22 protein-coding genes and 1 pseudogene are annotated in these 26,135 nt (G+C 73.4%); 13 read left to right on the top strand and 10 right to left on the bottom strand.

Annotated features, from left to right (window positions below):
• Positions 1-166 precede the first annotated feature (166 nt).
• Positions 167-374: pseudogene (locus tag ACZ6RC_RS17445) on the top strand (DDE-type integrase/transposase/recombinase); the annotation flags it as partial.
• 95 nt (positions 375-469) lie between these two features.
• On the opposite strand, the gene ACZ6RC_RS17440 reads toward ACZ6RC_RS17445, so the two are convergent.
• Together ACZ6RC_RS17440 and ACZ6RC_RS17435 are read right to left on the bottom strand one after the other, a co-directional pair.
• On the bottom strand, positions 470-1,660 hold the full coding sequence (locus tag ACZ6RC_RS17440; RefSeq protein WP_469583802.1) for an acyl-CoA dehydrogenase family protein: 1,191 nt from the start codon (positions 1,658-1,660) through the stop codon (positions 470-472).
• A 265-nt stretch (positions 1,661-1,925) separates the two neighbouring features.
• Complete coding sequence (locus ACZ6RC_RS17435) at positions 1,926-3,011, bottom strand: asparaginase (protein ID WP_391137334.1); 1,086 nt, start codon at positions 3,009-3,011, stop codon at positions 1,926-1,928.
• 177 nt (positions 3,012-3,188) lie between these two features.
• Here ACZ6RC_RS17435 and ACZ6RC_RS17430 point away from each other — a divergent pair, with 177 nt between their 5' ends.
• Positions 3,189-3,644, top strand: a complete 456-nt coding sequence (locus ACZ6RC_RS17430; RefSeq protein WP_391137337.1) for an Lrp/AsnC family transcriptional regulator — start codon at positions 3,189-3,191, stop codon at positions 3,642-3,644.
• Positions 3,645-3,846: 202 nt separating this feature from the next.
• Here ACZ6RC_RS17430 and ACZ6RC_RS17425 read toward each other — a convergent pair whose 3' ends face one another.
• Positions 3,847-4,047, bottom strand: a complete 201-nt coding sequence (locus ACZ6RC_RS17425) for a hypothetical protein (RefSeq protein ID WP_391137340.1) — start codon at positions 4,045-4,047, stop codon at positions 3,847-3,849.
• Between the two features lie 207 nt (positions 4,048-4,254).
• Between ACZ6RC_RS17425 and ACZ6RC_RS17420 the strand changes: the two genes are divergently transcribed.
• Together ACZ6RC_RS17420 and ACZ6RC_RS17415 are read left to right on the top strand one after the other, a co-directional pair.
• Positions 4,255-6,333, top strand: coding sequence for a SpoIIE family protein phosphatase (locus ACZ6RC_RS17420; protein WP_469583796.1), 2,079 nt, complete (start codon positions 4,255-4,257; stop codon positions 6,331-6,333).
• 106 nt (positions 6,334-6,439) lie between these two features.
• Entirely contained in the window at positions 6,440-7,453 is a 1,014-nt protein-coding gene (locus ACZ6RC_RS17415; protein ID WP_469583793.1) for a PHP domain-containing protein, read from the top strand.
• Positions 7,454-7,531: 78 nt separating this feature from the next.
• On the opposite strand, the gene ACZ6RC_RS17410 is transcribed toward ACZ6RC_RS17415, so the two are convergent.
• From ACZ6RC_RS17410 to ACZ6RC_RS17395, 4 genes are all read right to left on the bottom strand, one after another.
• On the bottom strand, positions 7,532-8,923 hold the full coding sequence (locus ACZ6RC_RS17410; RefSeq protein WP_391137348.1) for an NADP-dependent succinic semialdehyde dehydrogenase: 1,392 nt from the start codon (positions 8,921-8,923) through the stop codon (positions 7,532-7,534).
• A gap of 127 nt (positions 8,924-9,050) precedes the next feature.
• Complete coding sequence (locus tag ACZ6RC_RS17405) at positions 9,051-9,719, bottom strand: ThuA domain-containing protein (protein ID WP_469583789.1); 669 nt, start codon at positions 9,717-9,719, stop codon at positions 9,051-9,053.
• A 198-nt stretch (positions 9,720-9,917) separates the two neighbouring features.
• Positions 9,918-10,562, bottom strand: a complete 645-nt coding sequence (locus ACZ6RC_RS17400) for a TetR/AcrR family transcriptional regulator (RefSeq protein ID WP_469583786.1) — start codon at positions 10,560-10,562, stop codon at positions 9,918-9,920.
• A 418-nt stretch (positions 10,563-10,980) separates the two neighbouring features.
• The gene (locus ACZ6RC_RS17395) at positions 10,981-12,264 is read right to left on the bottom strand and encodes a streptophobe family protein (protein WP_469583783.1); all 1,284 of its coding nucleotides are present in this window, start codon (positions 12,262-12,264) and stop codon (positions 10,981-10,983) included.
• 312 nt (positions 12,265-12,576) lie between these two features.
• Here ACZ6RC_RS17395 and ACZ6RC_RS17390 point away from each other — a divergent pair, with 312 nt between their 5' ends.
• Positions 12,577-13,080, top strand: a complete 504-nt coding sequence (locus tag ACZ6RC_RS17390; RefSeq protein WP_391137360.1) for an FBP domain-containing protein — start codon at positions 12,577-12,579, stop codon at positions 13,078-13,080.
• Positions 13,081-13,117: 37 nt separating this feature from the next.
• Here ACZ6RC_RS17390 and ACZ6RC_RS17385 read toward each other — a convergent pair whose 3' ends face one another.
• A complete protein-coding gene (locus tag ACZ6RC_RS17385) occupies positions 13,118-14,311 on the bottom strand; it encodes an acyl-CoA dehydrogenase family protein (protein ID WP_391137363.1) in 1,194 nt (397 codons plus the stop codon).
• 136 nt (positions 14,312-14,447) lie between these two features.
• On the opposite strand from ACZ6RC_RS17385, the gene ACZ6RC_RS17380 reads away from it, so the two are divergent.
• The 5 genes from ACZ6RC_RS17380 (at position 14,448) to ACZ6RC_RS17360 (ending at position 19,490) form a co-directional block, all read left to right on the top strand.
• Positions 14,448-15,650: a CaiB/BaiF CoA transferase family protein gene (locus ACZ6RC_RS17380; protein ID WP_469583778.1), complete on the top strand. Its 1,203-nt coding sequence runs from the start codon at positions 14,448-14,450 to the stop codon at positions 15,648-15,650.
• Between the two features lie 61 nt (positions 15,651-15,711).
• Positions 15,712-16,407: a GntR family transcriptional regulator gene (locus ACZ6RC_RS17375; protein WP_453616949.1), complete on the top strand. Its 696-nt coding sequence runs from the start codon at positions 15,712-15,714 to the stop codon at positions 16,405-16,407.
• A gap of 169 nt (positions 16,408-16,576) precedes the next feature.
• Positions 16,577-17,173, top strand: a complete 597-nt coding sequence (locus ACZ6RC_RS17370) for a 3'-5' exonuclease (protein ID WP_469583775.1) — start codon at positions 16,577-16,579, stop codon at positions 17,171-17,173.
• Positions 17,174-17,429: 256 nt separating this feature from the next.
• A complete protein-coding gene (locus tag ACZ6RC_RS17365; RefSeq protein WP_469583772.1) occupies positions 17,430-18,641 on the top strand; it encodes a glycoside hydrolase family 64 protein in 1,212 nt (403 codons plus the stop codon).
• A 198-nt stretch (positions 18,642-18,839) separates the two neighbouring features.
• A complete protein-coding gene (locus tag ACZ6RC_RS17360; protein WP_453616955.1) occupies positions 18,840-19,490 on the top strand; it encodes a CBS domain-containing protein in 651 nt (216 codons plus the stop codon).
• Positions 19,491-19,673: 183 nt separating this feature from the next.
• Here the strand turns inward: ACZ6RC_RS17360 and ACZ6RC_RS17355 are convergent, their stop codons facing one another.
• Positions 19,674-19,973: a DUF1876 domain-containing protein gene (locus ACZ6RC_RS17355; RefSeq protein WP_453616958.1), complete on the bottom strand. Its 300-nt coding sequence runs from the start codon at positions 19,971-19,973 to the stop codon at positions 19,674-19,676.
• A gap of 378 nt (positions 19,974-20,351) precedes the next feature.
• On the opposite strand from ACZ6RC_RS17355, the gene ACZ6RC_RS17350 reads away from it, so the two are divergent.
• On the top strand, positions 20,352-21,911 hold the full coding sequence (locus ACZ6RC_RS17350) for a hypothetical protein (RefSeq protein ID WP_469583766.1): 1,560 nt from the start codon (positions 20,352-20,354) through the stop codon (positions 21,909-21,911).
• Between the two features lie 121 nt (positions 21,912-22,032).
• On the opposite strand, the gene ACZ6RC_RS17345 is transcribed toward ACZ6RC_RS17350, so the two are convergent.
• Positions 22,033-24,756 carry an FAD/NAD(P)-binding protein gene (locus ACZ6RC_RS17345; RefSeq protein WP_469583763.1) on the bottom strand — a complete coding sequence of 908 codons (2,724 nt, stop codon included), beginning with the start codon at positions 24,754-24,756 and terminating at the stop codon, positions 22,033-22,035.
• A 127-nt stretch (positions 24,757-24,883) separates the two neighbouring features.
• Between ACZ6RC_RS17345 and ACZ6RC_RS17340 the strand changes: the two genes are divergently transcribed.
• Together ACZ6RC_RS17340 and ACZ6RC_RS17335 are read left to right on the top strand one after the other, a co-directional pair.
• A complete protein-coding gene (locus tag ACZ6RC_RS17340; protein ID WP_391137391.1) occupies positions 24,884-25,345 on the top strand; it encodes an RrF2 family transcriptional regulator in 462 nt (153 codons plus the stop codon).
• 535 nt (positions 25,346-25,880) lie between these two features.
• Positions 25,881-26,111: a type A2 lantipeptide gene (locus ACZ6RC_RS17335; RefSeq protein ID WP_391137394.1), complete on the top strand. Its 231-nt coding sequence runs from the start codon at positions 25,881-25,883 to the stop codon at positions 26,109-26,111.
• The last annotated feature ends 24 nt before the right edge of the window (positions 26,112-26,135 follow it).

The raw sequence follows: 26,135 nt of genomic DNA, 5'->3' as shown, positions 1-26,135 counted from the left end.
CGCGAACGCCCCCTTGAACATCGAGGGACGCCGAAGGCTCGTGGAGCGCTGCCGCACCCGTCCGATCGCGCACGTCGCCGCCGAGGCCGGTGTCTTCCGCGCCTGTCTGTCCAAGTGGAAGAACCGGTACGACACGCACGGCGAACTCGGGCTGGGCGCGAAGATCGGTGGCGCCAAGGGCGGGTACGTCTACCTGCACTCTGCCGTCGACGGATTCTCCCGCTTGGCCTACACCGAATCCCTTCCCGATGAGAAGGCCGCCACCACCGTGGCGTTCCTCAGCCGCGCCCGCGCGTTCTTCGCCGCCCACGGCATTCACCGGGTCGTGCGCGTGATCACCGACAACGGCGCAAACTACCGCGCCGCAGTCTTCGTGCGCTCCCTGATCTCGTGGGCCTCCCGCCACCGGCAACCGTCCTCCAGCCTCACGGCTCCACGCGAGCGTCACCAACGTCATGGCCGGCAACAGCTAGCGGCGGACGCGGGGCATGCCCAGGCCGATCCAGGAGATGATCTCGCGCTGGATCTCGTTGTTGCCGCCGCCGAAGGTGAAGATGACGGCGGAGCGGTAGCCGCGCTCGAGTTCGCCGTGGAGGACCGCGCCGGCCGAGCCCTCCTTGAGCGGGCCCGCCGAGCCGACGACCTCCATGAGCCAGGCGTAGGCGTCGCGGCGGGCCTCGGAGCCGTAGACCTTCACGGCGGAGGCGTCCTGGGGGGTGAGGGTGCCGTGTTCGACGGCGTGCACCATCTGCCAGTTGAGGAGCTTCATCGCGTCGAGCCGGGTGTGGGTACGGGCCAGGCAGCGGCGGACCCAGCCGAGGTCGATCACCCGGCGGCCGTCGGCGAGTTCGGTGTCGGCGGCCCAGCGCTGGACGTCGTGGAGGGCGCGGATCGCCATGGTGCCGTGGGCGGCGAGGGTGACGCGTTCGTGGTTGAGCTGGTTGGTGATCAGGCGCCAGCCCTTGTTCTCCTCGCCGACGCGGCGGGAGGCGGGGACGCGGACGTCGTCGTAGTAGCTCGCGGTGGTGTCGTGGGAGGCGAGGGTGTTGATGAGGGTGCAGGAGTAGCCGGGGTCGGACGTCGGTACGAGCAGCATGGTGATGCCCTTGTGCGGCGGGGCGTCCGGGTCGGTGCGGACGGCGAGCCAGACCCAGTCCGCGGTGTCGCCGTTCGTCGTCCAGATCTTCTGGCCGTTCACGGTGTAGTGACCGGTGGTCTCGTCGCCCTCCCTGACCGCGCGGGTCTTCAGGGCGGCGAGGTCGGTGCCCGCGTCGGGCTCGCTGTAGCCGATCGCGAAGTCGATCTCCCCGGAGAGGATCCGGGGCAGGAAGTACGCCTTCTGTTCGTCCGTACCGAACTGCATGATCGTCGGCCCGACCGTGTTCAGGGCCATCAGCGGCAGCGGCACCCCGGCCTGCGCGGCCTCGTCGAAGAAGATGAACTGCTCCATCGCGCCGAGACCGCGCCCGCCGTACGCGACGGGCCAGCCGACCCCGAGCCATCCGTCGGAGCCGAGCCGGCGCACGGTCTCGCGGTAGAAGCGCTTCTGGGCGGCCGGGTCGGAGTAGCGGGCGTAGACGTTGTCCGGGACGAGTTCGGCGAAGTACGCACGCAGTTCCGCGCGCAGGCGGTGCTGGGCGGGCGTGTACTCGAGGTGCATGGGGCCTCCCGGGGCAGCGTCCTGGTGCGGTGCGCGCGACGGCGGCCACGGTAGAACGTGTTCCATTAATGGGGAAGCCCCGGGGCGGGCCTATCGGGGAGCCGGGTGAGGCTGAGGTGCTGGACCGGGGTGCGGCGAGGGGGCCCGGGATGGCGTACGGCGGTCCAGGCGTCAGGTCCCGGCGCCGAGACACGGCACCAGGGGTCGTTCGCGGCGGCGGCCGGGTGTCGGCCGGCGCCGCGCGGTCGCCGGGGCCGGCGAGCCCTCAGCCCGCCGAGAAGCGGGAGCCGGCCGCCGTCAGGGCGGGCTCCGGGCGCACGGGGCCGTTCAGCAGAGGGCCCAGGACCTCCGCGCGGCGCGCGGGGTCCGATGCGGCGAGGACCGCGGCGAGCACGGCGATACGGGCCTGGCCGGCCCGGAGCGTACCGGTGAGAACGGCCCCGGCCTGGACGAGGTCGACCGCTCCGCCGCCGGTGTAGATCTCGGCGACGGGCCCGGCGGGGACCCGGGTCGTCACGGCGACGAGGACGCCCCGGGCGACCGCGTCGGCGACGGCGACGGCTATCTCGGGCGTGGCGTTGCCCGCGCCGGTCGCCACCAGGACGATCCCCTGCGCGCCGGCCGCCACCGCCGCGTTCAGCAGCACCGGGTCGCCGTCGGAGTGGTGGGTGACGATGTCGACCCGCGGCAGGGGCTCGATCGCGGCCTCGGGTGCGTCCTCGGCGATGTACGCGGCCGGGGGCAGCGGCAGGGGCGCGGACCGGTCCGGTCGGCGCTGGACGTGGACCTGGCTGAAGCCGACCTTGCCGAGCGCCCGCTCGGAGGGGTCGGAGAAGGCGTCGACGGCGAGGGTCTTGGTCTTCACCGTGCCGCGCGCCGCGTGCACGAGACCGTCGAAGACGATGAGGACGCCCAGGTCGCGCACGCTGGCGGCCACCTGGAGCGCGTCGCAGAGGTTGCCGGGCCCGTCCCCGTCGGCGGTGCCCAGCGGCCGCTGCGCGCCGGTCAGCACGACCGGGCGCGGGTCGTCGTGGTGGAGGTCCAGCAGGAAGGCCGTCTCCTCCAGGGTGTCGGTGCCGTGGGTGATCACGATGCCGTCGACGCCCGGGTCCGCCAGCGTCTCCCGGACCGTGCGGAGCAGCGTGAGCTGGCGCCGGGTGGTCATACGGGAGCTGTTGACGTTGAACAGGTCGACGACCTCGACGGCGATGCCCTCCGGCAGCGCGGCGGTGGCCAGGACGTCGTCGCCCGGCGCATCGGCGGCGTAACCCGTGCCTTGCCAGCGGCTGGCTATGGTGCCGCCGGTGCTGAGGAGAACGATCCGCCGGGTCCGGTCGTCGTCGCGAGTCATCTGCGTCTGCCTTGGGGGTGGGGGGTGGGGGCGCCCTGGGGTCGCGCTGGGGTCGAGTCGAACAGACGGTCCACACCGCACGGTCCGCCATCGTCGCCGAAACAATAGGGCAGCTCCCGCGCAACGCGATTGCGAAGTCGGTTTCCTTCGCGCGCTTCCGCGCTGCATCATTGCGTGATGGACCGAATCGACCGAAGCATCTTGCGCGAGCTCCAGGCCGACGGCCGTCTGACGAACCTGGAGCTCGCCCAGCGGATCGGGCTGAGCGCCTCCGCGTGCATGCGCCGGGTCCGCCAGCTGGAACAGGACGGGGTGATCCAGGGGTACCGCGCCGTCATCGCCCCCGAGGCCGTGGGGCGGAGCTTCGAGGTCCTGGTCTCCATCGAGGTGCGCCGGGACCGGGACACCGTCAAGGCGTTCGAGGAGGCGCTGCAGGACATCCCGGACGTCATCGAGGCGTACCGCCTCTTCGGCAGCCCCGGCTGTCTGCTGCGCATCGCGGTGGCCGACCTGGCGGCGTACGAGCAGCTGTGGATCGAACGGCTGACGTCTCTGGCGGGCGTCACCGAGGTGAACTCGCAGATCATCATGAAGCGCGTCAAGGAGGATCACGGCCTGCCGATCGGCCGGTGAAGACCCCGGGCTCCCGGGGCGACGGCGGGGTCGCGGCGTGGGACTCCCGCGCACCTGCGTACGTACGCACCGTCGGCGTCGCGCCCGCCCCTTCCCTGCGCGCACGCACCACGCGGCCCCGGCCCCGCCCGGCGAAGCGTCCGTGTTCCGGTGCGGGGCGAGGCCGGGGTCGCGGGGCAGGGCCGAGGTCGCGGGCCACGGCCTAGGGAAGGAGCTCGTCCAGGGAAGCGCGGCCCTTCTCCGCCATGCGGCGTTCCGCCCAGGCCAGGTTCTTCGGACTCATGTCACGGCCGGAGGCGAGGACCAGGTCCTCCGCCGTGAACTCGCCTTCGGACCCGGCATGCAGCAGGCTGTCGGGCGTCGGGCTTTCCCCCCGGAATGTCTTCTCGGGCTCAGCGTTCATGCCGCCTCCTCGTTCTTCCGGCACTGGCCATTCTCGCGGCCCGCATCCTCTGCCGCATCCGGGCGACCGGCAGTGACACCCCGCCCCCGCTCCGCCACCCGGACCGGAGCCCGGCAACCCCGGAATCCCGCGCCGCGCACAAAACTCCCCCGGCGCGCCGTGTCGCCGCCATGGCGTCGGGGGGAGGCGGGTTCGACAATAGGGGGGATGACCGATGACGACCGGCGCACCCGCAGTGGCGAGATCGGGCCCACCGAGCGGCTCGCCATGAACCGCACCGGCAGCTTCGACTGGGATCTCGACACAGGCACCATCGATGTCGACGAGGCCGGGCTGCTGGTCTTCGGGATGGGGCCGAACGGGTTCGACGGGCGGCCGGCCACGCTGGTCCAGGCGCTGCCGCCCGAGGAGCGCGCCGATCTCGACGCGGTGATCCGTCATGCGATCATCAGCGGCCAGACCTCGTACAGCGCGCACTTCCGGCTCGACCGGGAGGACGGGACACCCCAGTGGACGCACGTGCAGGCGCGGATCCTGCGCCAGCCCGACGGCATGGCGCACCGGATCGTCGGCATCGTCCGCGACACCACCGCCGAGGTCACGCACTCCGACTTCGTCCTGGAGCTGGAGCGCCGCCGCGAGCTGCAGACCAGCATCGTCGAGCGCACCACGCACGCCCTCTCCCGCGCGGTGACCGTCGACGACGTCACCGCCGCGCTCACCGGCCCCGGTGGCCTCGCCCGCCTCGGCGCGGACGGCCTGGCGCTCGGCCTGGTGGAGAACGGCTCGCTCAACATCATCGCGCTCAGCGGGGAGTCCATGGAGGTCCTGAACGACTTCCGGTCCCGGCGGCTCGACCGGGGGCTGCCGCTCGCCGAGACCGTGCTGAGCGGGCGGCCGCGGTTCGTCCCCTCCTTCCCCGGCCTCGGGCGGGACTTCCCTGAGCTCGCGCCGTACGTGGCCCGGATGCGGTTCCGGGCCGCCTGCTATCTGCCGCTGGTCGCCCAGGCCCGGTCCCTCGGCGGCATGGCGCTGTTCTACCGGGGCCGTACCACCTTCAGCGCCGACGAGCGCAACCTCGCCCTCGGTCTCGCCGCGATCGTCGCCCAGTCCCTCCAGCGCGCCCTCCTCTTCGACGAGGAACGGGAACTCGCCACCGGCCTCCAGGAGACGATGCTGCCCCGCCGCATCCCGGAGATCACGGGCGGCGAGATCGCCGTCCGCTACCACGCGGCGTGGAGCGGGCGGCAGGTCGGCGGCGACTGGTACGACGTCATCCCGCTCCCCCGCGGCCGGGTCGGCATCGTCGTGGGCGATGTCCAGGGCCACGACACCCACGCCGCCGCGATCATGGGTCAGCTGCGGATCGCGCTGCGGGCGTACGCGGGCGAGGGTCACGCCCCCTCCACCGTGCTGGCCCGCGCCTCGCGCTTCCTCGCGGAGCTCGACACCAATCGCTTCGCGACCTGCACCTACGCCCAGGTGGACCTCTCCGGGGGCACGGTGCGCGCCGTGCGCGCCGGGCATCTGGACCCGATGATCCGGCACACCGACGGGCGGGTGGGCCGGCCCAAGCTCCGTGGGGGCATGCCGCTGGGCCTGGCCACGGTCTTCGGGCAGGAGGAGTTCCCGGAGACCCGGCTCGACCTGGTGCCCGGTGAGACGCTCGTCCTGCACACGGACGGGCTGGTGGAACAGCCCGGCGCGGACATCGACACGGGCCTCGCGGCGCTCGCCGAGGCGATGCGGACCGGGCCCCCGCAGGCGGAGGCGCTCGCCGACCACCTCTCCGAGCGGCTGTGGGAACGGTGGGGCGCGGGCGACGACGTGGCACTGCTCGTGCTGCGGCGAAGCCCGGACCCCGGCACTCCGCGCGCGCCCCGCATCCACCAGTACATCCACCAGGCGGACCCGCAGGGGCTCTCGGACGCCCGCGCGGCGGTCGGGCAGGCGCTGCGGGACTGGGACATGGACGCGCTCGCGGACGACGCCGAGCTGCTGACCGGCGAGCTGTTGGTGAACGTCCTGCTGCACACCGAGGGGGGCGCGGTGCTCACCCTCGAGGTGCTGCCGGAACCGGTGCGGCGGGTGCGTCTGTCGGTGCAGGACCGGTCGAGCGCCTGGCCGCGCCGGCGGACGCCCGGCGAGGCGGCGACCTCGGGGCGCGGGCTGCTCCTCCTGGACGCGCTGGCCTCGCGGTGGGGAGTCGAACCGCGCGGCGAGGGCAAGGCGGTGTGGTGCGAGATCGGGCCCGTACCCGCGACGGTCGCGAAGTCCACGAACTGACCGCCGATCGCGCCGAAGGACACGCAGACGACGCACGCGGGCACGGCCGGAGCGACGGACGCGGCGAGGGCCGCATGGCCGCAGGAGTCACGGAAGGGAGTCGCACATGGATCCGGTGGCGGCGCTGGACCGCATCGCCTTTCTCCTTGAGCGCTCGCAGGCGCCGACCTACCGCGTACGCGCGTTCCGTACCGCGTCGGGGGCCGTCGCCGCGATGGCCGACGGCGAGCTGGAGAGCCGCGCCGCCGGCGGAACGCTGGAGTCGGTCAAGGGCATCGGCCCGAAGACCGCGGCGGTGGTACGCGAGGCGTTGGCGGGCCGGGTGCCCGCCTACCTGGCGCGCTTGGAGGAGGAGATCGACGTGCCGCGCGCCGAGGGCGGCGAGACGCTGCGGGCGGCGCTGCGCGGCGACTGCCATCTGCACTCCGACTGGTCGGACGGCGGCAGCACGATCGAGGACATGGGGCGTACGGCGGCGGCGATCGGCCACGAGTGGGCCGTCCTGACCGACCACTCCCCCCGGCTCACGGTCGCCCGGGGCCTGTCGCCGGATCGGCTGCGCGAACAGCTGGACGTGGTGGCCGAGCTGAACCAGGGCTGGGCGCCGTTCCGGCTGTTGACCGGGATCGAGTGCGACATCCTGGAGGACGGCTCCCTCGACCAGGAGCCGGAGCTGCTCGAACGCCTCGACGTGGTGGTCGCCTCCGTTCACTCCAAGTTGCGGATGAACGCGGCGGCGATGACGCGGAGGATGGAGAAGGCCGTACGCAATCCGCTGATGGACGTCCTCGGCCACTGCACGGGACGGCTGGTGAGCGGCGGACGGCAGCGCCCCGAGTCGGAGTTCGACGCCGAGCGGATCTTCGCCGCCTGCGCCGAGGCGGGCACGGCCGTGGAGATCAACAGCCGCCCGGAACGTCTCGACCCGCCTCGCCGGCTGCTGCGCCAAGCGGTGGAGGCGGGCGTGTACTTCGCCGTCGACACCGACGCCCACGCGCCCGGGCAGCTGGAATGGCAGATCTACGGGTGTGCGCGGGCGGAGGAGTGCGAGGTGCCGGTGGAGCGCGTGATCAACACCTGGTCGGCGGACGAACTGCTGGCCTGGACGCGCGAAGGCTGAGCGAGGGAGGGCGAGCGGGAGGCCGGACGGGGAGGCGCGCGGTCGCGCGCGGGCAGCCGCCCGCCCCTCCCCCGCCCCTCAGCCGCGCTGCCAGATCGTCGTCGCGTTGCAGAACTCACGGATGCCGTGGCCCGCGAGCTCGCGACCGTACCCGGAGCGCTTGATGCCGCCGAAGGGGAGCGCCGGGTGGGAAGCGGTCATGCCGTTGACGAAGACCCCGCCGGCCTGGAGGTCGCGTACGAAGAAGGCGATGTCCTCGTCGTCGCGGGTCCACACGTTCGAACTCAGGCCGAACGGCGAGTCGTTGGCGACGGCGACGGCCTCCTCGATGTCGGTCACCGGATAGAGGGTGGCGACCGGGCCGAAGGTCTCCTCCTGGTGGATGCGCATCGCAGGCGTGATGCCGGTGAGCACGGTCGGCCGGTAGAACCAGCCGCGCGGCCGGTCCTCCGGGCGGCCGCCGCCGCACAGGACCGTGGCGCCCTTCCCCACGGCGTCGTCGACCAGCTCCTCCAGGTCGGCACGGCCCTGCTCGGTGGCGAGGGGGCCCACGTCGGTGGACTCGTCGAGGGGGTCGCCGACGGTCAGAGCGCTCATCGCAGCGGTGAAGCGCTCGGCGAAGTCGTCGTAGACGTCCTGGTGGACGATGAAGCGCTTGGCGGCGATACAGGACTGGCCGTTGTTCTGCACGCGCGCGGTGACGGCCGTCTTCACCGCCCGGGGAAGGTCGGCCGAGGGCATCACGATGTACGGGTCGCTGCCGCCGAGCTCCAGGACGGTCTTCTTCACCTCGTCGCCGGCGATCGCGGCGACCGAGCGGCCGGCCGGCTCGCTGCCGGTCAGCGTGGCCGCGGCGACCCGACGGTCCCGGAGGACGGCCTCGACGGCGCCGGACCCGATGAGGAGGGTCTGGAAGCAGCCCTCCGGGAACCCGGCGCGGCGGAAGAGGTCACCGAGGTAGAGGGCGGTCCTGGGGACGTTGGAGGCGTGCTTGAGGAGACCGGTGTTGCCGGCCATCAGCGCGGGCGCGGCGAACCGGATGACCTGCCAGAGCGGGAAGTTCCACGGCATGACGGCGAGGATGGTGCCGAGCGGCCGGTAGTGGACGCGGGCGGTGTCGGCCCCGGAGTCGCGGACGTCGGCCTCGGCGGGGTGTTCGTCGGCGAGCAGCTCCTCGGCGTGATCGGCGTACCAGCGCATGGCCTTGGCGCACTTGGCCGCCTCGGCCCGGGCGGCGGCGATCGGCTTGCCCATCTCGGTGGTCATCGTGCGGGCGACGTCCTCCGCGTCCTCGTCGAGCAGATCGGCGGCGTGGCGCATCAGCCGGGCGCGCTCGGCGAAGGAGGTGGTGCGGTAGTGCCGGAAGGTGTCGTGCGCGGCCGCGACGCGCCGCTCGATCTCCTCGTCCCCGTGGGTGTCGTACGTGCGCAGCGTCTCGCCGGTCGCCGGATTCACGGTGGCGATACCCATGTCGTCTCCTCCTGCAGGCTCCCAGGGAACCCTCCCGCGCCGGGGCCCGCGGCGCAATCGGAGGCGGTACGCGGGGGTGACGGTGGGCCGGGGGCAAGGGCTCCGGGCGCACCGTCCGTTCACGCCGTCAGGACGTCGCTCCGGTCACCCAGGCCAGCGCTCCCCCGAGATGGGCGCGGAAGGCGGTGTCCTCGTACGCCTCGGCCGCATGGCCCAGGGCGGTGAAAAGGACGCGGCCGCGGTCCACCTCCCGGCACCAGACCAAGGGGTGGTCCGGGCCCAGGGTGCCGCCCTCGTAGGTGGATTCGTCGGCCGTCGCCAGGACGCGTACGCCCGTCCCCCGGGGGTTGGACGTGAAGTCGTACCACTCGTCGGTCCACGCCCACCGGGCCGCCAGCCCGGCCGTGGCGGGGTGGTCGGGGGCTTCCACGCGGACGACGCCCGGCTGGATCTCCGGGTGGCCGGCGAAGCGGGTGCCGAGGAGGTCACCGTAGAAGGGCCAGTCCGGTTCGGCGTTTGCCGCCGCGTGGACCGCGAGGAAGCCCCCGCCGCCCCTGACGTACGCCTCGAAGGCCGTACGGCCCTCAGGATCGAGCACCGCCCCCGTCGTCGACAGGAAGATCACCGCCGCACAACGGCGCAGCCGGCCGGGCCTGAACGCCGTCGGGTCCTCCGTCGTCTCGGTGCCGTGGCCCGCCGCGCCGGCCAGCGCGGCGAGGGCGGCCGCGCCCGCCGGGATGGAGTCGTGGCGGTAGCCCGCCGTACGGGTGTAGATGAGGACGTCCGATGTCGGCACGAGGCGGGCTCCCGGTCAGTAAGCGCTTTCTAGGGGGCGTTCGGAGGAACGTAGCCAGCACCCCTCCCCTGGCGCAAGACAGAACGGGTCGCCGAGGCGTGGAACGCTCCTGCCGGGCATCACGGCCTCGGACCCCGGACCTCTTCGGCTGACCGCCGTCCGCGCCGGGACCGGCGTCGGGCCGGCGTCGGGCCGGCGTCAGGGGCGGGGCTGGCCGGTCCCGTGGTCCGCGGGGTGCAGGGGGCGGGTGGACGCCTCCAGGAGGCGGGCCAGGAAGTCGCGTTCGAGGCTTCCCGGGGGCAGCTCGTCCGGCTCCACGTAGCTCTGGGCCAGTCCACCCTCGCGCAGGGCGATCAGGACGCGCGCGAACCGGTCGGCGTCCACGGTCAGTTCGCGTCCCGCCCGGTGCAGTACGGTCCGCAGCCCGCGGGCGATCTCCGCGCGGAGCCGCGCGTCGTGGCGGGCGAGGACCCAGGCCGCCTGCCGGTCGCGGATGGCGTGCAGGGTGAACTCGGTGGTGACCAGGTACCAGTCCCGCTCGTCGGGGTCGACGCGGGAGGCGAGGTCGGCCAGCCGCTCCAGCGTGTACTCCTCGGCGGTGAGCGAGTCGACCGCCTCGGCGAGGCGGCGCACGATCCGCTCGCTGTGCTCGTCGAAGAGGGCGAGGAAGAGTTCTTCCTTGCTCGCGAAGTTGGAGTAGTACGCCCCTCGGGTGTAGCCGGCGCGTTCGCAGATCTGCTCGATGGACGCGGCGTGGAACCCGTGCTCGGCGAAGGTCTCGAGCGCCGCCTTGAGCAGGGCCGCGCGCGTACGGGGCCGGCGCTTGGTGACACCCTTCGGCACGGCTCGGCCCCCTTCGTCCACGATCGGCCCCGATCGACCCTCGGTCGAGCGGGCCACCCACGATACCGGCCCCTCTCACCGGCGCGGATCGGCTTCGGACGGTAAAATTCCGGCATGGGAGAGCGGCCCGTCGCACCCGCCGCACCCGTCGTGTCCGAGGTGATCCTCGCGGTCGGCGGGGCGCCGCGGGCGGCCGTACGCACGGACGCGGCCGGGCCCCGCGTACGGGCCTCGGAGCCCGTACCCCCTCCCGCACCGCCGTCACCCGCGCCGCACCCGACGCCCGTACCACCGCCCGTACCGGCACCCGGGCCGCCGGCTCCCGCCCCGCCGCGGACTCCGCCGCGACCGTCCGACCCTGGCCGGTCTGGTCGGTCTGGCCGGTCTGGCCGTTCTGGCCGGTCTGGCTAGTGACTCGTCACCGTGGGGCGGGGGCCTCGACGTCGGTCGCGTCGGAGCGGGGGACGCGGGCGGCGAGCAAGCCGCCGATGAGGCCGGCGACCAGGCCCCACAGGAAGGCGAGACCGGCCGTCTTCCAGACGTGCGGACGGAGCAGGACCTCGCCGCCGAGGGCGCCGATGTCGCCGATCCCGATGACGGAGAGCCCCAGCCGTGCGTCGACGAGGGTGACCGGTGCGACCACCAGCATGGTGAGCGCGAAGGCGATCGCGAGGTACAGCGCGTGCTGCCAGAAACGAACCCGGGCGGGCGAGCGGACGGCCGCGACGAAGGCCACCGCGAGGAGCAGGACGGCGGCGACGGGAAGCAGCCACCAGGCCCGTGAGTCGTACGAGGTCAGCGAGGAGAGGTCGACCGTCGAGAGGTCGTCGCCCTCCGGTGCCCGCAGCACCGCGTCGAGGATCGGCGGCATCGGCAGGCCGAACGGCCCGTCGGCCCTGCCCTCCCAGGATCCTCCGATGCCGACGCCCAGGCCGAGCCACGCGACGTTGGGCAGACCGAGCAGCAGGACGGCGAAGGTGTCGGCCGGGTGGCCCTTCGTTCCGGCCACGACGAGGCCGATGCCCAGGCCGAGCACGACGTACGCCAGGACCAGCAGGAGCATCGCGGAGGCGACGGGGTGGACGACCGCGTGGTAGCGGGCCGCCCCCGGCGGGAGCCCGACGCGGCGCGACACCAGCAGGGCGATGAGGAGCACGCCGAGGATCCACAGCAGCCCGAAACCGAGGGTCGGTCCGAGGTCGGCGCGGAATCCGACGGTGGGCTCGACCACGTCGAGGAGTTCGCCGAAGAGATCGACCAGGGGGTCACCCTGCTCCTCGCCGCCGAGGGAGATGCGGAAGTCGTGCCGGGCGAGGGCGGACAGCCCCGCGAGCACGGCGAGCCAGAGCAGGACGACCCCTCCCGCCCGGGCGAGGATGTCGCCGGTGCGGTGGACGGTGGGCCCGCGCAGGGGGCGCAGGAAGCAGGCCCCGGTGACCAGGGCGCCCACGAGCGTGACGGTGAGCGGCATGGCGGTCAGTGCGGCGTCGGTGCCGGCGAGGGCGCCGGCGTCACCGGAGAGGTCGACCTCGCCTCCGGCCGCCATGACGACGACCGCGGCGACGAGGGGGACGAAACCCCCTGGCAGGTCGGCGGCTCCGGCGGTCCACAGGCCGAGTGCGGCCATGACGGCCATCGCGAGGAACCCTGCCAGCACCGCGGCCAGGGCCTCCACCCAGGATCGAGCGAGGTGACTGCTCACCCGGCTCACGCTAGTACCGGCGCCGTCGGACCGCTTGCGGGCGCGCGCGTTCGGCACAGCGGACGGACACCCGCCCCGAGCCGGGGCCGGGGCGGCGGGCCGGCCTCCCGGGCTGCTTCGGCCCTGGCTTCCGGCTTCGACCTGACGCGGGCTTCGGCCCCGGCCTCGGCTTCGACCTGACGCGGGCTCGGCTTCGGCGCAGGCCCAGGCCCCCGGCTCCGGCTCCGGCTCCGGCTCCGGGTCCGGGTCCACCGTCCGTGCCGGTCCGAAATTCGGGTGCCGGGCTCCGGAGGTCCGTGTACGGTCCAACGAGTGGAACCTCTTACCGACCGACAGATCCGTGCGTCCTTCGTGAACTGTACGAAGGGCGAGGCGAGCCGGCTCCGACTGCCTCTCGACTTCGCCGAACTTCCCTGGCAGGACCTCGATTTCCTCGGCTGGGTGGACCCCGGTGCGCCGCTGCGCGCCCATGTGGTCGTGCCCCGCGAGGACGGCCCGCTCGGCATCTCCCTGCGCGTACCGGCCACGAGCCGGAGCAGCGCGGTGAAGTCCAGCCTGTGCCAGGTCTGCCTGACGGGTCACGCCTCCTCGGGGGTCACCCTGCTGGCCGCCCCGCTGGCGGGCAGCCGCGGACGCGAGGGGAACACGGTCGGCATCTACGTCTGCGCCGACCTGGCCTGTTCCCTGTACGTCCGCGGCAAGCGGCAGCCCAAGCTCCGGGCGGGTCGTCAGGAGGAGTCCCTGGGTGCGGAGGAGCGGATCGACCGGATGATGACCAACCTGGACGCGTTCCTCGCCAAGGTGACCGCCGGCTGAGGGAGGCCGGCCCGCGCCGGAGGGGGTGGACCGGCGGTCAGCGGAAGGCGCCCTCGCCCGTGAGCGCCTTGCCGACGACGAGTGCGTGCACCTCGCTGGTGCCCTCGTAGGTGAGTACCGACTCGAGGTTGTTCGCGTGGCGCATCACCGGGTACTCCAGGGTGATGCCGTTGGCGCCGAGGATCGTGCGGCACTCGCGGGCGATCGCGATCGCCTCCCGTACGTTGTTCAGCTTGCCGACGCTCACCTGCTCCGGGGTGAGCCGCCCCGCGTCCTTGAGCCGTCCGAGGTGCAGCGCCAGCAGCATGCCCTTGCCGAGTTCGAGGGCCATGTCGGCGAGCTTCTGCTGAGTGAGCTGGTAGGAGGCGAGGGACCGTTCGAAGACGATGCGGTCGCCCGCGTAGGAGATCGCCGTCTCCAGGCAGTCGCGGGCCGCGCCGAGGGCCCCGAAGACGATGCCGAAGCGGGCTTCGTTGAGGCAGCCGAGCGGGCCGGACAGGCCGCGGGCGTCCGGGAGCATCGCGTCGGCCGGCAGCCGCACGTCCTGGAGGACCAGCTCGCTGGTCACGCTGGCGCGCAGCGACAGCTTCCGCTTGATCTCCGGGGCGCTGAACCCGGGCGTGCCGGACGGCACCAGGAAGCCGCGCACGCCGTCGTCGGTCCGGGCCCAGACGACGGCGACGTCGGCGACCGAACCGTTGGTGATCCACATCTTGGTGCCGTTGAGGATCCAGTCCCCGCCGTCGCGCTTGGCGTGCGTCCGCATCGCACCGGGGTCCGAACCGGCGTCCGGCTCGGTGAGCCCGAAGCAGCCGATGTACTCCCCCGCCGCCATGCCGGGCAGCCACCGCTGCTTCTGCTCCTCGGAGCCGTACTTCCAGATCGCGTACATCGCCAGCGAGCCCTGCACGGAGACCAGGCTGCGCAGGCCCGAGTCGACGGCCTCCAGCTCCAGGCAGGCGAGGCCGTACGCGACGGAGCCGGTGCCCGCGCAGCCGTAACCCTCCAGGTGCATCCCGAGCACCCCGACGCCGCCCAGCTCGCGGGCCAGTTCCCGGGCCGGGACGGCGCCCCGCTCGAACCATTCGGCGACGTGGGGGCGCAGCTCGCGGTCCGCCATGGCTCGGACGGTCCCGCGGATCTCGCGCTCCTCGTCGGTCAACAGACCGTCGACGGCGAGCAGATCGAAGGGGTGGACGGGTGCGGACTTCGACGCGGCGGGCGACTTCACGGACGGCCTCCAGGCGGCTGCGGCAACACGGCGTGGCGAAGCCTAGCCGGATATCGGATTTTGGATCCAGTATTGAATATCCCTTCTCCGCTGCGTACGTTCGCCTGGATCCGATCGCCGGGCGGAGGAGAGCGGTATGTGCGCAGATCGACCAGGGACGCCCGGGGAGCCCGGGGCACCGACGCCGGGCGGCGCCCTGTCCGGCATCGTCGTCGCCGACTTCGGCCGGGTGCTCGCCGGGCCGTACATGACGATGCTCCTGGCCGACCTCGGCGCCGATGTGATCAAGATCGAGCGCCCGGGCTCCGGGGACGACACCCGGGCCTGGGGCCCGCCCTTCGCCGACGGCGAGGCGACGTACTTCCTCGGGGTGAACCGGAACAAGCGCTCCGTCGCCCTCGATCTGACGAGCCCCGACGACCTGGCGACGGCCCGGGCCATCGTCGGCCGCGCCGATGTCCTGGTCGAGAACTTCCGCCCCGGCACGATGGAGAAGCTGGGCCTCGGCCACGAGGAGGTACGGGCGTCCAACCCCGGCCTCGTCTACTGCTCGGTGACCGGCTTCGGCTCCGCCGAGGGCGCGCACCTGCCCGGTTACGACCTGCTGGTGCAGGCCATGGGCGGGCTGATGAGCGTCACGGGCGAGCCGGGCGGTCAGGGTACGAAGGCGGGCGTCGCGCTGGTCGACGTCATCACCGGCCTCCACGCGGGCCTCGGCATCCTCGCGGCGCTGCGCCACCGGGAGCGTACCGGCGAGGGTCAGCGCGTGGAGGTCTCGCTCCTCGGCTCGCTCCTCTCCGCCCTCACCAACCAGTCGGCGGCCTTCCTCGGCGCCGGCGTGGTGCCGCGGGCCATGGGCAACCGGCACCCGAGCATCGCTCCGTACGAGGTCTTCGCGGCGCGGGACCGGCCGCTGGTGCTCGCCGTGGGCAACGACCGGCAGTTCCGGACGCTGTGCGAACGGCTCGGCACGCCCGGCCTCGCCGACGACCCGCGGTTCGTCACCAACTCCGACCGGGTCGCCCACCGCGAGGAGCTGGTCGAGGCGTTGACGGGCCCGCTCGCCGGGCGGGCGGCCGAGGAGTGGTGCGAGGAGTTGACGGCGGCCGGGGTGCCCTGCGGCCCGATCAACGATCTGGCCGAGGCGTTCGCGCTCGCCGACCGCCTCGGCCTGGGGCCGCGCGTCCCGGCCGACCTCGCGGGACCGGGCCAGGTCGCCCATCCCATCGCGCTCGACGCCACCCCGGCCGCCTACCACGGCCCTCCCCCGCGCCTCGGCGAGCACACCGACGCCCTGCTCACGGAGCTGGGGCTGGGGCCGCCCCCGCGTACTTCATAGGAAGATGTACGGCACCGGCAGCGCGGGTCCGCCGGTAAGCGATCGAAGGAAGGCACAGGCGATGAGCAGCGCGGTACAGAAGCGGCGGCCGCCGACCGCCCAGCAGTTCGTCCTGGAGGAACTGCGGCGCGCCATCACCAGCGGCGAACTGCGGCCGGGCGGCCAGATCCGCCAGGACGCGCTGGCCGCCCGGCTCGACGTGAGCCGGGTCCCGTTGCGCGAGGCCCTGAAGACCCTGGAGGCCGAGGGCCTCGTCGTGCACCACGTCCACCGCGGCTACTTCGTCGCCGAACTCTCGCTCGCCGACCTGGAGGAGATCTACCGCATCCGGGAGCTGCTGGAGACCGAGGCCGTCCGGCTCGCCGTCGCCCGGGCCGAGGACGGTCTGACCGCCACGCTCGAACGGATCCAGCACGAGGTGGAACGGGCCGCCGACGCCGGGGACGTGACGGAGATGGCCGCGGCCAACCGCCGCTTCCACTTCACGCTGGTCGAGGCGTCCGGGATGCCCCGGCTGATCCGGCTGATCGCGACCCTGTGGGACGCCACTGACGCGTACCGTTCGCTCTACTACACCGAGATCGCCAACCGGGAACGAGCCGTCCGCGAGCACCGGGCGGTCATCTCGGCGGTGCGGCACGGCGACACGGACGCCGCCCTGCGGTGGCTCCACGACCACCGGGCCCATGCGGTCGCGGCGCTCCGCGAGGTCCTGGACCTCGACCCGGACGACCGCGTGGACCTCGAAGGGGCGTGACGCGCGCCAGGCCGGAACCCGCGCCACGACCGCGTAGACCTCGGAGGGGCGTGACGCGCGGCGGGCCGGAACCGGGCTCCCCGCGCCGGAGTCCCGCCCCCGGCCGGTCCCTTGCCGTGGGGACGTAATCCGCGTGCGGCACCGGGCACCGGCTCTCTACGCTCGGCGGATGGATCACAGAGAGCTGCGCGGAGGGGCCCGTCAAGGAGGTCTTGGAAGGCTGGTGAACGTCGTCGACGTCGAGGCGACGTGCTGGGAGGGCAAGCGGCCCCCCGGAGCGGTGAGCGAGATCATCGAGATCGGTCTCACCGTCGTCGATCTGGAGGCGGGCGAGCGGGTCGGCCGGCACCGTGTCCTGGTCAGGCCCGCCCGCTCGACGGTGAGTCCGTTCTGCACCGAGCTGACCGGGCTCACCCAGGACGAGGTGGACACCGGCCTGGACTTCGCCGCCGCGTGCCGCCTTCTCGCCTCCGAGCACGCCGCCGGGGCGCGGCCGTGGGCGAGTTGGGGCGACTACGACCGTCACCAGTTCACCCACCAGTGCCGAGTGAGCGGTACGGAGTACCCCTTCGGTCGGCGGCACACCAACGCCAAGGCGGTGTTCACCGAGGCGAACGGACTCCCGAGGCGGCCGGGCATGGCCCAGGCCCTGGAGTTCGCCGGGTTGCCCTTGGAGGGGCGGCACCACAGCGGTGAGGACGACGCCTGGAACATCGCGGCGCTCGTCCTCCAGCTGCACGAACGCGGCGCCTGGCCCTTGCCGTAGGCGCCGTACGGGTGACGCGCGGGACGGCGCCGGAGCTTGGAGGGGACGGCCCGGGAGGCCCTGGCGGGACCTTAGCGGGGCCTTAAGGACGCGCGGGGAGCGCCGCAACCATTGACAGGCTCACCTCACGCTCACCATTCTGAGAGCGCTCTCAAGACGCATTCGCGGGTCGACCGAGCCACCCCTGCGGTGACGCGGTCGACGCGCCGAACAGCGCCGTCCCCCATGGATCCCCCCCACTCCCGAGGAGCCCCACGTGCGCTCTCGCCGCCGCCGCAGGCTCAGCCTGCTCGCCCCCCTCGCCGCCGCCGCGCTGATCGGCACCGCCGTCACCGTCGCCGGCCCCTCGCCCACCGTCCAGGCCGCCGCCGTCCCCGCCACGATCCCGCTCACCTTCACGAACAACTCCGGCCGCAGCGAGCCGGTCTACGTCTACAACCTCGGCACCGAACTCTCCACCGGCCGTCAGGGCTGGGCCGACGCGAACGGCACCTTCCACCCCTGGCCGGCCGGTGGCTCCGTCCCCGTGCCCGCCCCCGACGCCGCCATCGCGGGACCCGGGAACGGCGGGTCCATGACGATCCGGCTGCCGAAGTTCTCGGGACGGATCTACTTCAGCTACGGACAGAAGCTCGTCTTCAAGCTCGCGACCGGCGGCCTGGTCCAGCCCGCCGTCCAGAACCCGAGTGACCCGAACCGGAATATCCTCTTCAACTGGTCGGAGTACACGCTCAACGACTCCGGCCTGTGGCTCAACAGCACCCAGGTCGACATGGTCTCCGCGCCGTACGCCGTCGGCGTCAAGCGCCCCGACGGCAGCGTCGCGACCACGGGCCGCCTCAAGCCGGGTGGGTACCGGGGCTTCTTCGACGCGCTGCGCGGCCAGCCCGGTGGCTGGGCGAACCTCGTCCACACCCGCGCCGACGGCACGGTCCTGCGCGCACTGGCGCCCGGACACGGCATCGAGGCGGGTGCGCTGCCCGCCGGCGTCATGAACGACTACATCAACCGCGTCTGGAGCAAGTACGCCACGTCCACCCTGACGGTGACGCCCTTCGCGAATCAGCCCTCGGTGAAGTACTACGGGCGGGTCTCGGGCAACGTCATGAACTTCACCAACGGCTCCGGCGCGCTCGTCACCTCCTTCCAGAAGCCGGACTCCGACAGTGTCTTCGGCTGCTACAAGCTGCTCGACGCCCCCAACGACATGGTGCGCGGGCCCATCTCCCGTACGCTCTGCGCCGGTTACAACCGCTCCACCCTCCTGACCAACCCGAACCAGCCGGACACCTCGTCCGCCGGCTTCTACCGGGACGCGGTGACCAACCACTACTCGCGCAAGATCCACGCGCAGATGGTGGACGGCAAGGCCTACGGCTTCGCCTTCGACGATGTCGGCGCGCACGAGTCGCTGGTGCACGACGGCAACCCGCAGCAGGCGTACGTGACCCTCGACCCGTTCAACTAGAACCTTTCGTTCGGACCGGCCCCTGGCCGGCGGTGGGGTCACCCCGCCGCCGGCCTTCCGCGCTTCCTCCGCGCCGCCTATGGAGCATCTCGCGCCCCGCCCCGCCGAGGGAGCGGGCTCAAACGGATCCGGGGCGTCCGCCATTCGCGTCCGCGTGAGGGATCATGGGCGCAGGAGCGGAGAAGGGACGGACCGACCATGAGGCACCGCAGTGTCGCGGATCTGATGACGCCGACCGCGGTGGCGGTGCAGCCCGGGACGCCGTTCAAGGAGATCGCGCGGCTTCTCGACGAGTACGGCATCACCGCGGTGCCGGTGGTCGACGAGGCGAACCGGCCGATCGGGGTCGTGTCGGAAGCGGACCTGCTGCGTCGGCACACCACGAAGGACGGCCCCAGTACGGCCGAGGCCATGATGACCAGCCCGGTCGTGGTGGCACGGCCCTCGTGGGCGGCGGTCGAGGCGGCGCGGGTCATGGAGCGGCACCGGGTCAAGCGCCTGCCGGTGGTGGACGCGGACGGTCGGCTCATCGGCGTGCTCAGCCGCAGCGACCTGCTGCAGCTCTTCCTCCGGCGGGACCGGGCGATCCAGGAGGAGATCCTCGAGGATGTCGTCACGCGCATCCTCCGGCTCTCGCCGGCCGCGCTCCACATCGACGTGGAGGAGGGTCGGGTGACCCTCACCGGCACCCTGCCGAACAAGAGCCTCGCGCCGGCCTTCCTGCGGCTCTGCGAGGACGTGGACGGGGTGGTGGAGGTCGTGGACCGTCTCGCGTACGAGGACGAGGGTGAGGGCGGGAGCGGGGGCGACGACGAGGCCGCCGAGGGTGCGGCGGCGGCCGGGGCGTAGGCGAGGCGGGACCGAGGGACGCGGATCTCCGGCGCCTCGCCGGGACGGGCCCCGGCCCTCCCCGCTTCACGGCGCGCACGCCGCCGACGGGCGCCGCCGCCCGGCCGGGACGCCCGCCCGACCCCTCGCCACCGTCCGCACCGCCCCGAGCCCTGGGACGCGGCTGAAGCCCGCGGACGCGCGTCAGGAGACCGCTTCGGGCCAGCCGTAGCCGGGGCCGGTGTGCTGCGGGACCGTGCCCGCGCCCGCCGCCTCCATCTCGCGGTTGGCCTCCCGCATCAGCTGGCCGGCCAGGTCCTTCATCGCGCGGCTCGCGGCGAGCTCGTCGCCGATCGCCGGCACGTCCACATCGGCCGGGTTGCACCGCGCGCTGCCCCGGCCCGTGAGGTGCGACGTGCCGGTGTCCAGGTGTGCCTCGGCCTTGGTCCTGCCGCCCTCCTCGACCAGTTCCAGTCCGACCTTCCACTCGAAGTGCCGTGACATGGTCCGCCTCCTCGCGACTCGGACGGCGCACACCGGCCCGCGCCGCCCCCTTCCCTTCCAGGATCCATCCACGCGCGCGTGGCCGCTCGGCGACGGCCTTCCGGCGCGGTAAGGCAGCCCGCGGTTCAAGGGCCGGCCGCCCCCGGCGCCGTCCCCGTCGAGTCGCCGGCGGTCCGGCCCGGCCGGAGGGAAGCACCTCGGGCCACGCCGGCCGGCCCCACGTCTCGAAGACATCCTCCGCCGGTGACACGACCCGTTTCGGGCCGCCGTATGCGGTCGTCGGCTTGTTAACGTGTGAGGCCCGCCCTGGCTGATGGCCCATCAGTTGTCGGCTGCGGGGCGCGTTCAGGGCGCGATCCCCCACGAAAGGCCTCCCCCATGACACTACGGCCGCGCCTCGTCCGGCTGGCCGTCGGAGCCGCGCTCGCCGGGGCGCTGCTCTCCGGGACCGTCCCCGCCGCCGGTACGCGCGCGGCGGCGGCCGCGTCCACGGCGGCGGCCGGAGCGTCGGCGCGGGCGCTCGCGGAGCCCCTGCCCGGGCGGCCCGGCGACTTCCGGCTGGAGGCGGGGCCGTCGCTCACGGCTCTCGTGGACCGTCTGGCGGCCGCGCTGCCGAAGCAGGGGCTCAGCGCGCTGATGCAGCGGGCCGACCGGGAGGCCGGCTGGGAGAGCGCCTGCGGCACCACCGGGATCTACGGCCCCGACCTCGCGCCCCGGCACCGCGTCTGCTGGGACGCCGAGGACGCCGCCTCCTCCGAGTGGATCCCGCAGTCCCTCACGGGTGTCTCCGACGCGCAGGAGGACGAGGACTGGGGCACCTCCGACGCCGATCCGCTCGTCGTCGGCTCCTACGACGCGGAGAACCCGGGCCGCAGCGACTACGTCTGGGGCCGTGGCAACTGCGCCCTGGCCGCCGCCTCCGTCGCCTGCGAGGAGAAGGGCGTCCGCGTCAGCTTCTTCCACCGGGTCACCCGGAAGTACCGGCACGTCCTCCTGGTCTGGCCGTACGCGGACACCGCCGACCGCATCACCTTCGACGCCCTCCACGCGCGCGAGGGCATGTGCACGAACACCGTCACGGAGGACTGCAAGGCGCAGAACGGTACCCACGCCGGCGGCATGGTCTGGTACGGCAACCATCTGTACGTCGCCGACACCGCGAACGGGCTGCGCGTGTTCGACCTGCGCACGATCCTCGACCTCGACCCCGACGGCGACCCCTCCGTCGACGACCCGACGCCCGACGGCCTGGTGAGCAACGCCCGGGACCCGAAGCGGGTGGGACGCCTGGGCCGCGTCTGGTACGGCTTCGGCTACCGGTACGTGATGCCCCAGGTGGCCACCCTGAACTTCACCGCGCCCCCTCCTTCCGGCCCCACCGACGCGTACCAGTGCTACGCCACCGCCCGCCCCAAGGCGTCGTACGTCTCCCTCGACCGCACCGGAGCGGACCACCTCCTCCTCGGCGAGTACTGCAGCACCGACGGGGGCACCAGCCCCGGCCGGGTCGGCGCGTACCCGATGGCATCGCTGACCGCGGCGGTCGGGGGCGCGGCCGGTACGGTCGCGGACGCGGACCTCGCGTACGGCCTGCCGACCGGCCCGACGCTGGGCGGGGAGGCGTTGTGGCAGAAGATCCAGGGCGTCACGCGGTACGAGGGCACCTGGTACTTCCACCGCGGCAACGGCACGGATCACGGCCGGCTGCTCCAGGCCGTCCCGGAGACGGTCGACGGGACGAGCAGGCTCGTCGGAAACCCGACGGCGCTGTGGTCCTCGATCGGGCCCGAGGACCTGTACCTGGCGCACGGGCGGGGCGACGGTCTCGCCCCGACGCTGTGGTCCCTGAGCGAGCACGCGCCCAGCACGTGCGCCCTCTGCGAACGCGAGTTGTACGGCTACGACCTGGCGGAGGTCACCCGCGCGTTCGGCACCTGACGGCCCTTCCGTGGGAGCGATCGGACCGTGGTGGTCCGGCGCCTCGCCGCGGCGGCTCCCACCGTCCGGCCGGCGAGCCGGGGGCGGCCGAGGCCGGCTGTGCCCCGCCGCCCTGCGGCTCTCACCCCGGCAGGTCCGCCAGGCGGCGGCTGTCCAGCGGCGAGGAGCGGCGGTCGAGGCGCTCCTGGAGGAGGTGGCGGGCGGCGTCGCTGTGGCCCGCCTCCATCAGGGCGTACAGCAGCGTCTCCTCCACCACCTCGCGCTGTGCGGCGCTCCCGCCCACCCGGCGCAGCGACGGCAGCAGCTCGCGCAGGACGCGCACCGCCGTCGGCCACTGCTCCTCCAGGACGGCCTCCAGCGCCCGGCACAGCGGCTCCACGACCTCCCGCTGGACGGCGTCGGCCTGGGCTGCATGCCTCCGCAGCCGCCTGAGCGCCGGAAGGTCACCGGCCGCGGTGAGGGCGACGGCGCTGTGCAGCGCCGTGAACGCCGTCGCCGGCCGCTCGACCAGGTCGACGGCGACCGCGTCGAGGACCCCGGCCACGGGCATGCGGCCCGACCAGCTCCGGGACATCCGGGCCCGCCACAGCAGGGACCCCGAGTCGACGAGGGCGCGTACGCCGTTGACCCGGCACGGGGCGAGCTGGGCGAACCAGCGTCGGCGGACCGCGGCGGCGTCGTCGAGGGCGAGTTCGTGCAGGGCCACGTGCCAGGAGAAGTGCGCCCGGTGGACGGCGCCCCGCCCCTGGCCGCCGATCCAGTCGTCCAGCCAGTCGCGGCCGGTGCGGTGGTCGCCGGACTCGTAGTGGACGTGGGCGAGGGCGTGGACCGCGTGGCCGGAGGCGGGTTCCGCGGCCAGGGCGACCCGGGCGAGGGCGCCCGCCTCGTCGATGTGCCCTTCCTCCTGGCGGAGGAAGGCGAGGAGCGACGTGTGGAACCAGTGGCCGTCGTAGACGGGCGCGGTGCGGTCCACCAGCCGCCGGGCCAGCGAGCCGTCGAGATCGCCGACGCCGGAGAAGGCGATGGTGGGGACCGCGATGCTCAGCGCGAGGGCGTCCCCGGGGAACCGGTCGAGATGGTCGATGAGGGCCGTGTCCCCGTCCGAGGCCCGCCGGCCCCGGTCCGCCGCGTCCGGTCCCTGCCCCGCCTCGATCCGGCGGGTCACGACGTCGACGAAGGAGCGTTCCCGCTCGTCGCCCCGCTCCCGCACGCCGCGTTGGGCGTCGGCGAGCCGGCGGGCGACGTCCACCTCCGCTCCGCATTCGTGCCCGAGCAGCGCGAGGGAGGCGTGGGCGAGGGCGAACCCTGGGTCGAGTTCGGTGGCGCGCGTGAACGCCTCGGCGGCCTTGGCCCGTACGGTGACGACCCGGGCGAGTCCGGTGCGGAAGGACGCCGCCGCTGCCGCGTGGGTGGTGAGGGGGAGGCCGAACTGGTCCGTGGGGCGCCGCCGGTTGGCGCGCGGGGCGGGGGTGAGGGGGGCGAGGACCGCTTCGGCGACGTCCCTGGCCTGGGTACGGATCTCCGGGATCGCGGTCGTCTCCCACAGCTCGCCGCGGCGGGGCGCGCCCAGGGTGAAGAGCGCCCGCCCGGTCTCCCCTTCGGTGTCGCGGAGCCGGCCCGCGTCGGTGGCGACGCCGATGCCCAGCGGTCCCGGCACGGCGAGCCCGGCCGCGAGGAGCCCGCTCCACAGCGGGTCGGCGGCCGCGTCGAGCCGGAGTCCGGGGCCCGTGCAGTCCACCACCCACCCGACGGTGAGGTCCTGTCCGTCGGCCAGGGTCACGGTCAGCCGGCCGTCCTCGCGGGGCGCGGCGGACACGATCCGGCCGGCCCGCACCCGCAGGCGCCGGGCGGAGCGGGCGCGGGCGACCGTCTCGGCGGTGACGGGAGCCATCCGGTGCCGGTGGACGTTCCACCGGGTGGCGTCGCGGCCGAGGAAGGCGGCTTTGTCGTCCTCGGAGAGGCCCTGCCACAGGGCGGCGATACGCGGGCGCAGCCCGTCGAGGGCCGGTCGCCAGTCGCCGTGGTCGCGGAACGCCGAGGCCAGATGCCGGCGTACGGCCGTACGGAGCAGGCGGAGGGGCATGCCGTCGAGGTCCGGGGGCGGCGGGAGCGGCGGCAGGGGGGAGACGGCGTGCGGGTGGGGCAGCAGGCCGGTGCGGGACAGGGCGTGGACGGTACGGCCGGGGCGGTCGAGGACGAGGGCGAGGTCGATGGCGGTCAGTCCGGTGCCGACCAGCAGGACGTCGTCCCGCTCCCCCACCGCGTCGAGGGCGCCCGGTGCCCAGGGGTGCGCGAGGAACCGGTCGGAGGCGCGCAGTTCGGCGGGTGCCCAGCCCGCCCCGCCGGCGGCGGGCCCGGTGGCGAGGACGACGCTGTCGGCCGTCAGCGTCGCACCGTCGTCACATCGCAGGACGAGGCGCCCGTCGGCCGTGTCGGCGCAGCTCGTGGCCCGCGTCCGCAGACGGCGTACGGCGACCGTGCCGTGCGCCGTGATGATGGCGCGACCGAGGGTGTCGGCGAGGTAGGAGCCGAAGCGGTAGCGGGAGGCGAAGTCGCCGTGGGTGACGGTGGGTTCGCCGTGGTGACAGAGCCAGCGCTGGAAGTGGCCGGGGTCGTCGGGGTAGCAGCTCATCCCGCCGACCGGCACGTTGAGCCGGTGTTCGGGCACGTCGGTGGCGTAGGCCGTGCCGCGGCCCGCCTCCGCCGCCGGGTCGATCAGGACCAGGTCGAGCGGGATGCGCCGGCGCGCGGCGGTCTCGCACAGCTGGACGGCGACGAGCGCCCCGGCCGCGCCTGCTCCGACGACGGCGACGGTGGATCGCGAGCGCGGTTCAGCGGACACCACGGGTACCTCCGGCTGCGGGCGGGGCTGGGAAGTTCACTATGTCGATGAACAATGTGCAGTGACAAGGCCGCCGTGCGCCATCGGAGGAGCCGGATCGATTTCGCGCCAGGCGTGAGACATTGAGTCGGTGAGGATCTCAGCAAGAACGGACTACGCGGTCCGGGCCATGGCGGAGCTGGCCTGCTCGACGGACCGGCCGCTGAAGGCGGAGGACATCGCCGGCCGGCAGGACATCCCGGTCCGCTTCCTCTTCGTCGTCCTCAGCGAGCTGCGGCAGGCCCGGCTGGTGCGGAGCGTGCGGGGGCCCGAGGGCGGCTATGTGCTCGCCCGGCCTCCCGAGGAGGTCACCCTCGCCGATGTGATCCGCGCGATGGACGGTCCCCTCGTCAGCGTGCGGGACCTGAAGTTGACGGGTCTGGAGTACCAGGGCGCGGCGGCGCCGATGCCGGACGTGTGGCGGGCCGTGCGCGCCAGCCTGCGCCATGTCCTGGAGGGGACGACGCTCGCGGACCTGGCGTCGGGGACCCTGCCCGAGCTGGTGCGGGAGCGGGCCCGGGAGTACAACGACGACGTACGGACCTATCCGTAACCCCGTTCACCGGCCTCGTTCCGTATCGGCTGCTCGTTCCGCGAGCCGGTGGTCCTTTTCCCCGCGACGGCTCCCCGCGACGGCACGGAACTCCGGCAAGTCCCGCAACTGCGGGAACTCCGGTGATTCCGGGGAGAAAAGCGACGTCCCGCGGCGGTCGCCCGATCTGCACACCGAATACGCAGGGAACACATCTTCTGCCGACGCCCCGCTCCGAAAGCGGGCCGCGCGGACGGCTCTCGGTCCAGCTGATCCGGAATGTCGCATTCCGGAGCCCTGTCGCAGGTCACCGGTGACGGTGGAGTCGGGCGATCTCGTGAAGAAGGTGCCACCGACTGATGGACGGGCATGCACGCCACGGCAATTCGGAACACATTTACGCAGGTTGAAGCCGTTGTTCGATTGGCTGGCCGTCAGGCTGACGTGCTTTGATCCAGCACATCGCGGAAGTTTCCCCTCCGGATCGGCGCCACCGATCCGGCAATGACCTCCGCGGCCGTTTCGATACGTCCCCATGTGAAGGGAAACCCACCTCATGAACTTCGTCCCCCAGGTCGAGACCCAGGAAATCTCCGACGCGGACCTGGACAACGTGTCCGGCGGTCTCCTCGGCGGCGTGGTCGCCAACTCGACCATCGCCCTGGACGGCCTCGCCCCGGCCGTCGCCCCCCTGGTCGGCACCGTCGTCGGCACCGTCGAGGGTGCGACCGGCCTGAACACCGCGCCGATCACGGGCATCGCGACCTCCTCGATCGCCGGCGTCTGATCCTCGGACGTCCGCTTCGCCGTA

The sequence above is a fragment of the Streptomyces sp. NPDC048353 genome, assembly GCF_055587165.1.
The sequence above is the reverse complement of the archived record's forward strand: the minus strand, read 5'-3'. Positions and strand labels throughout refer to the sequence as shown.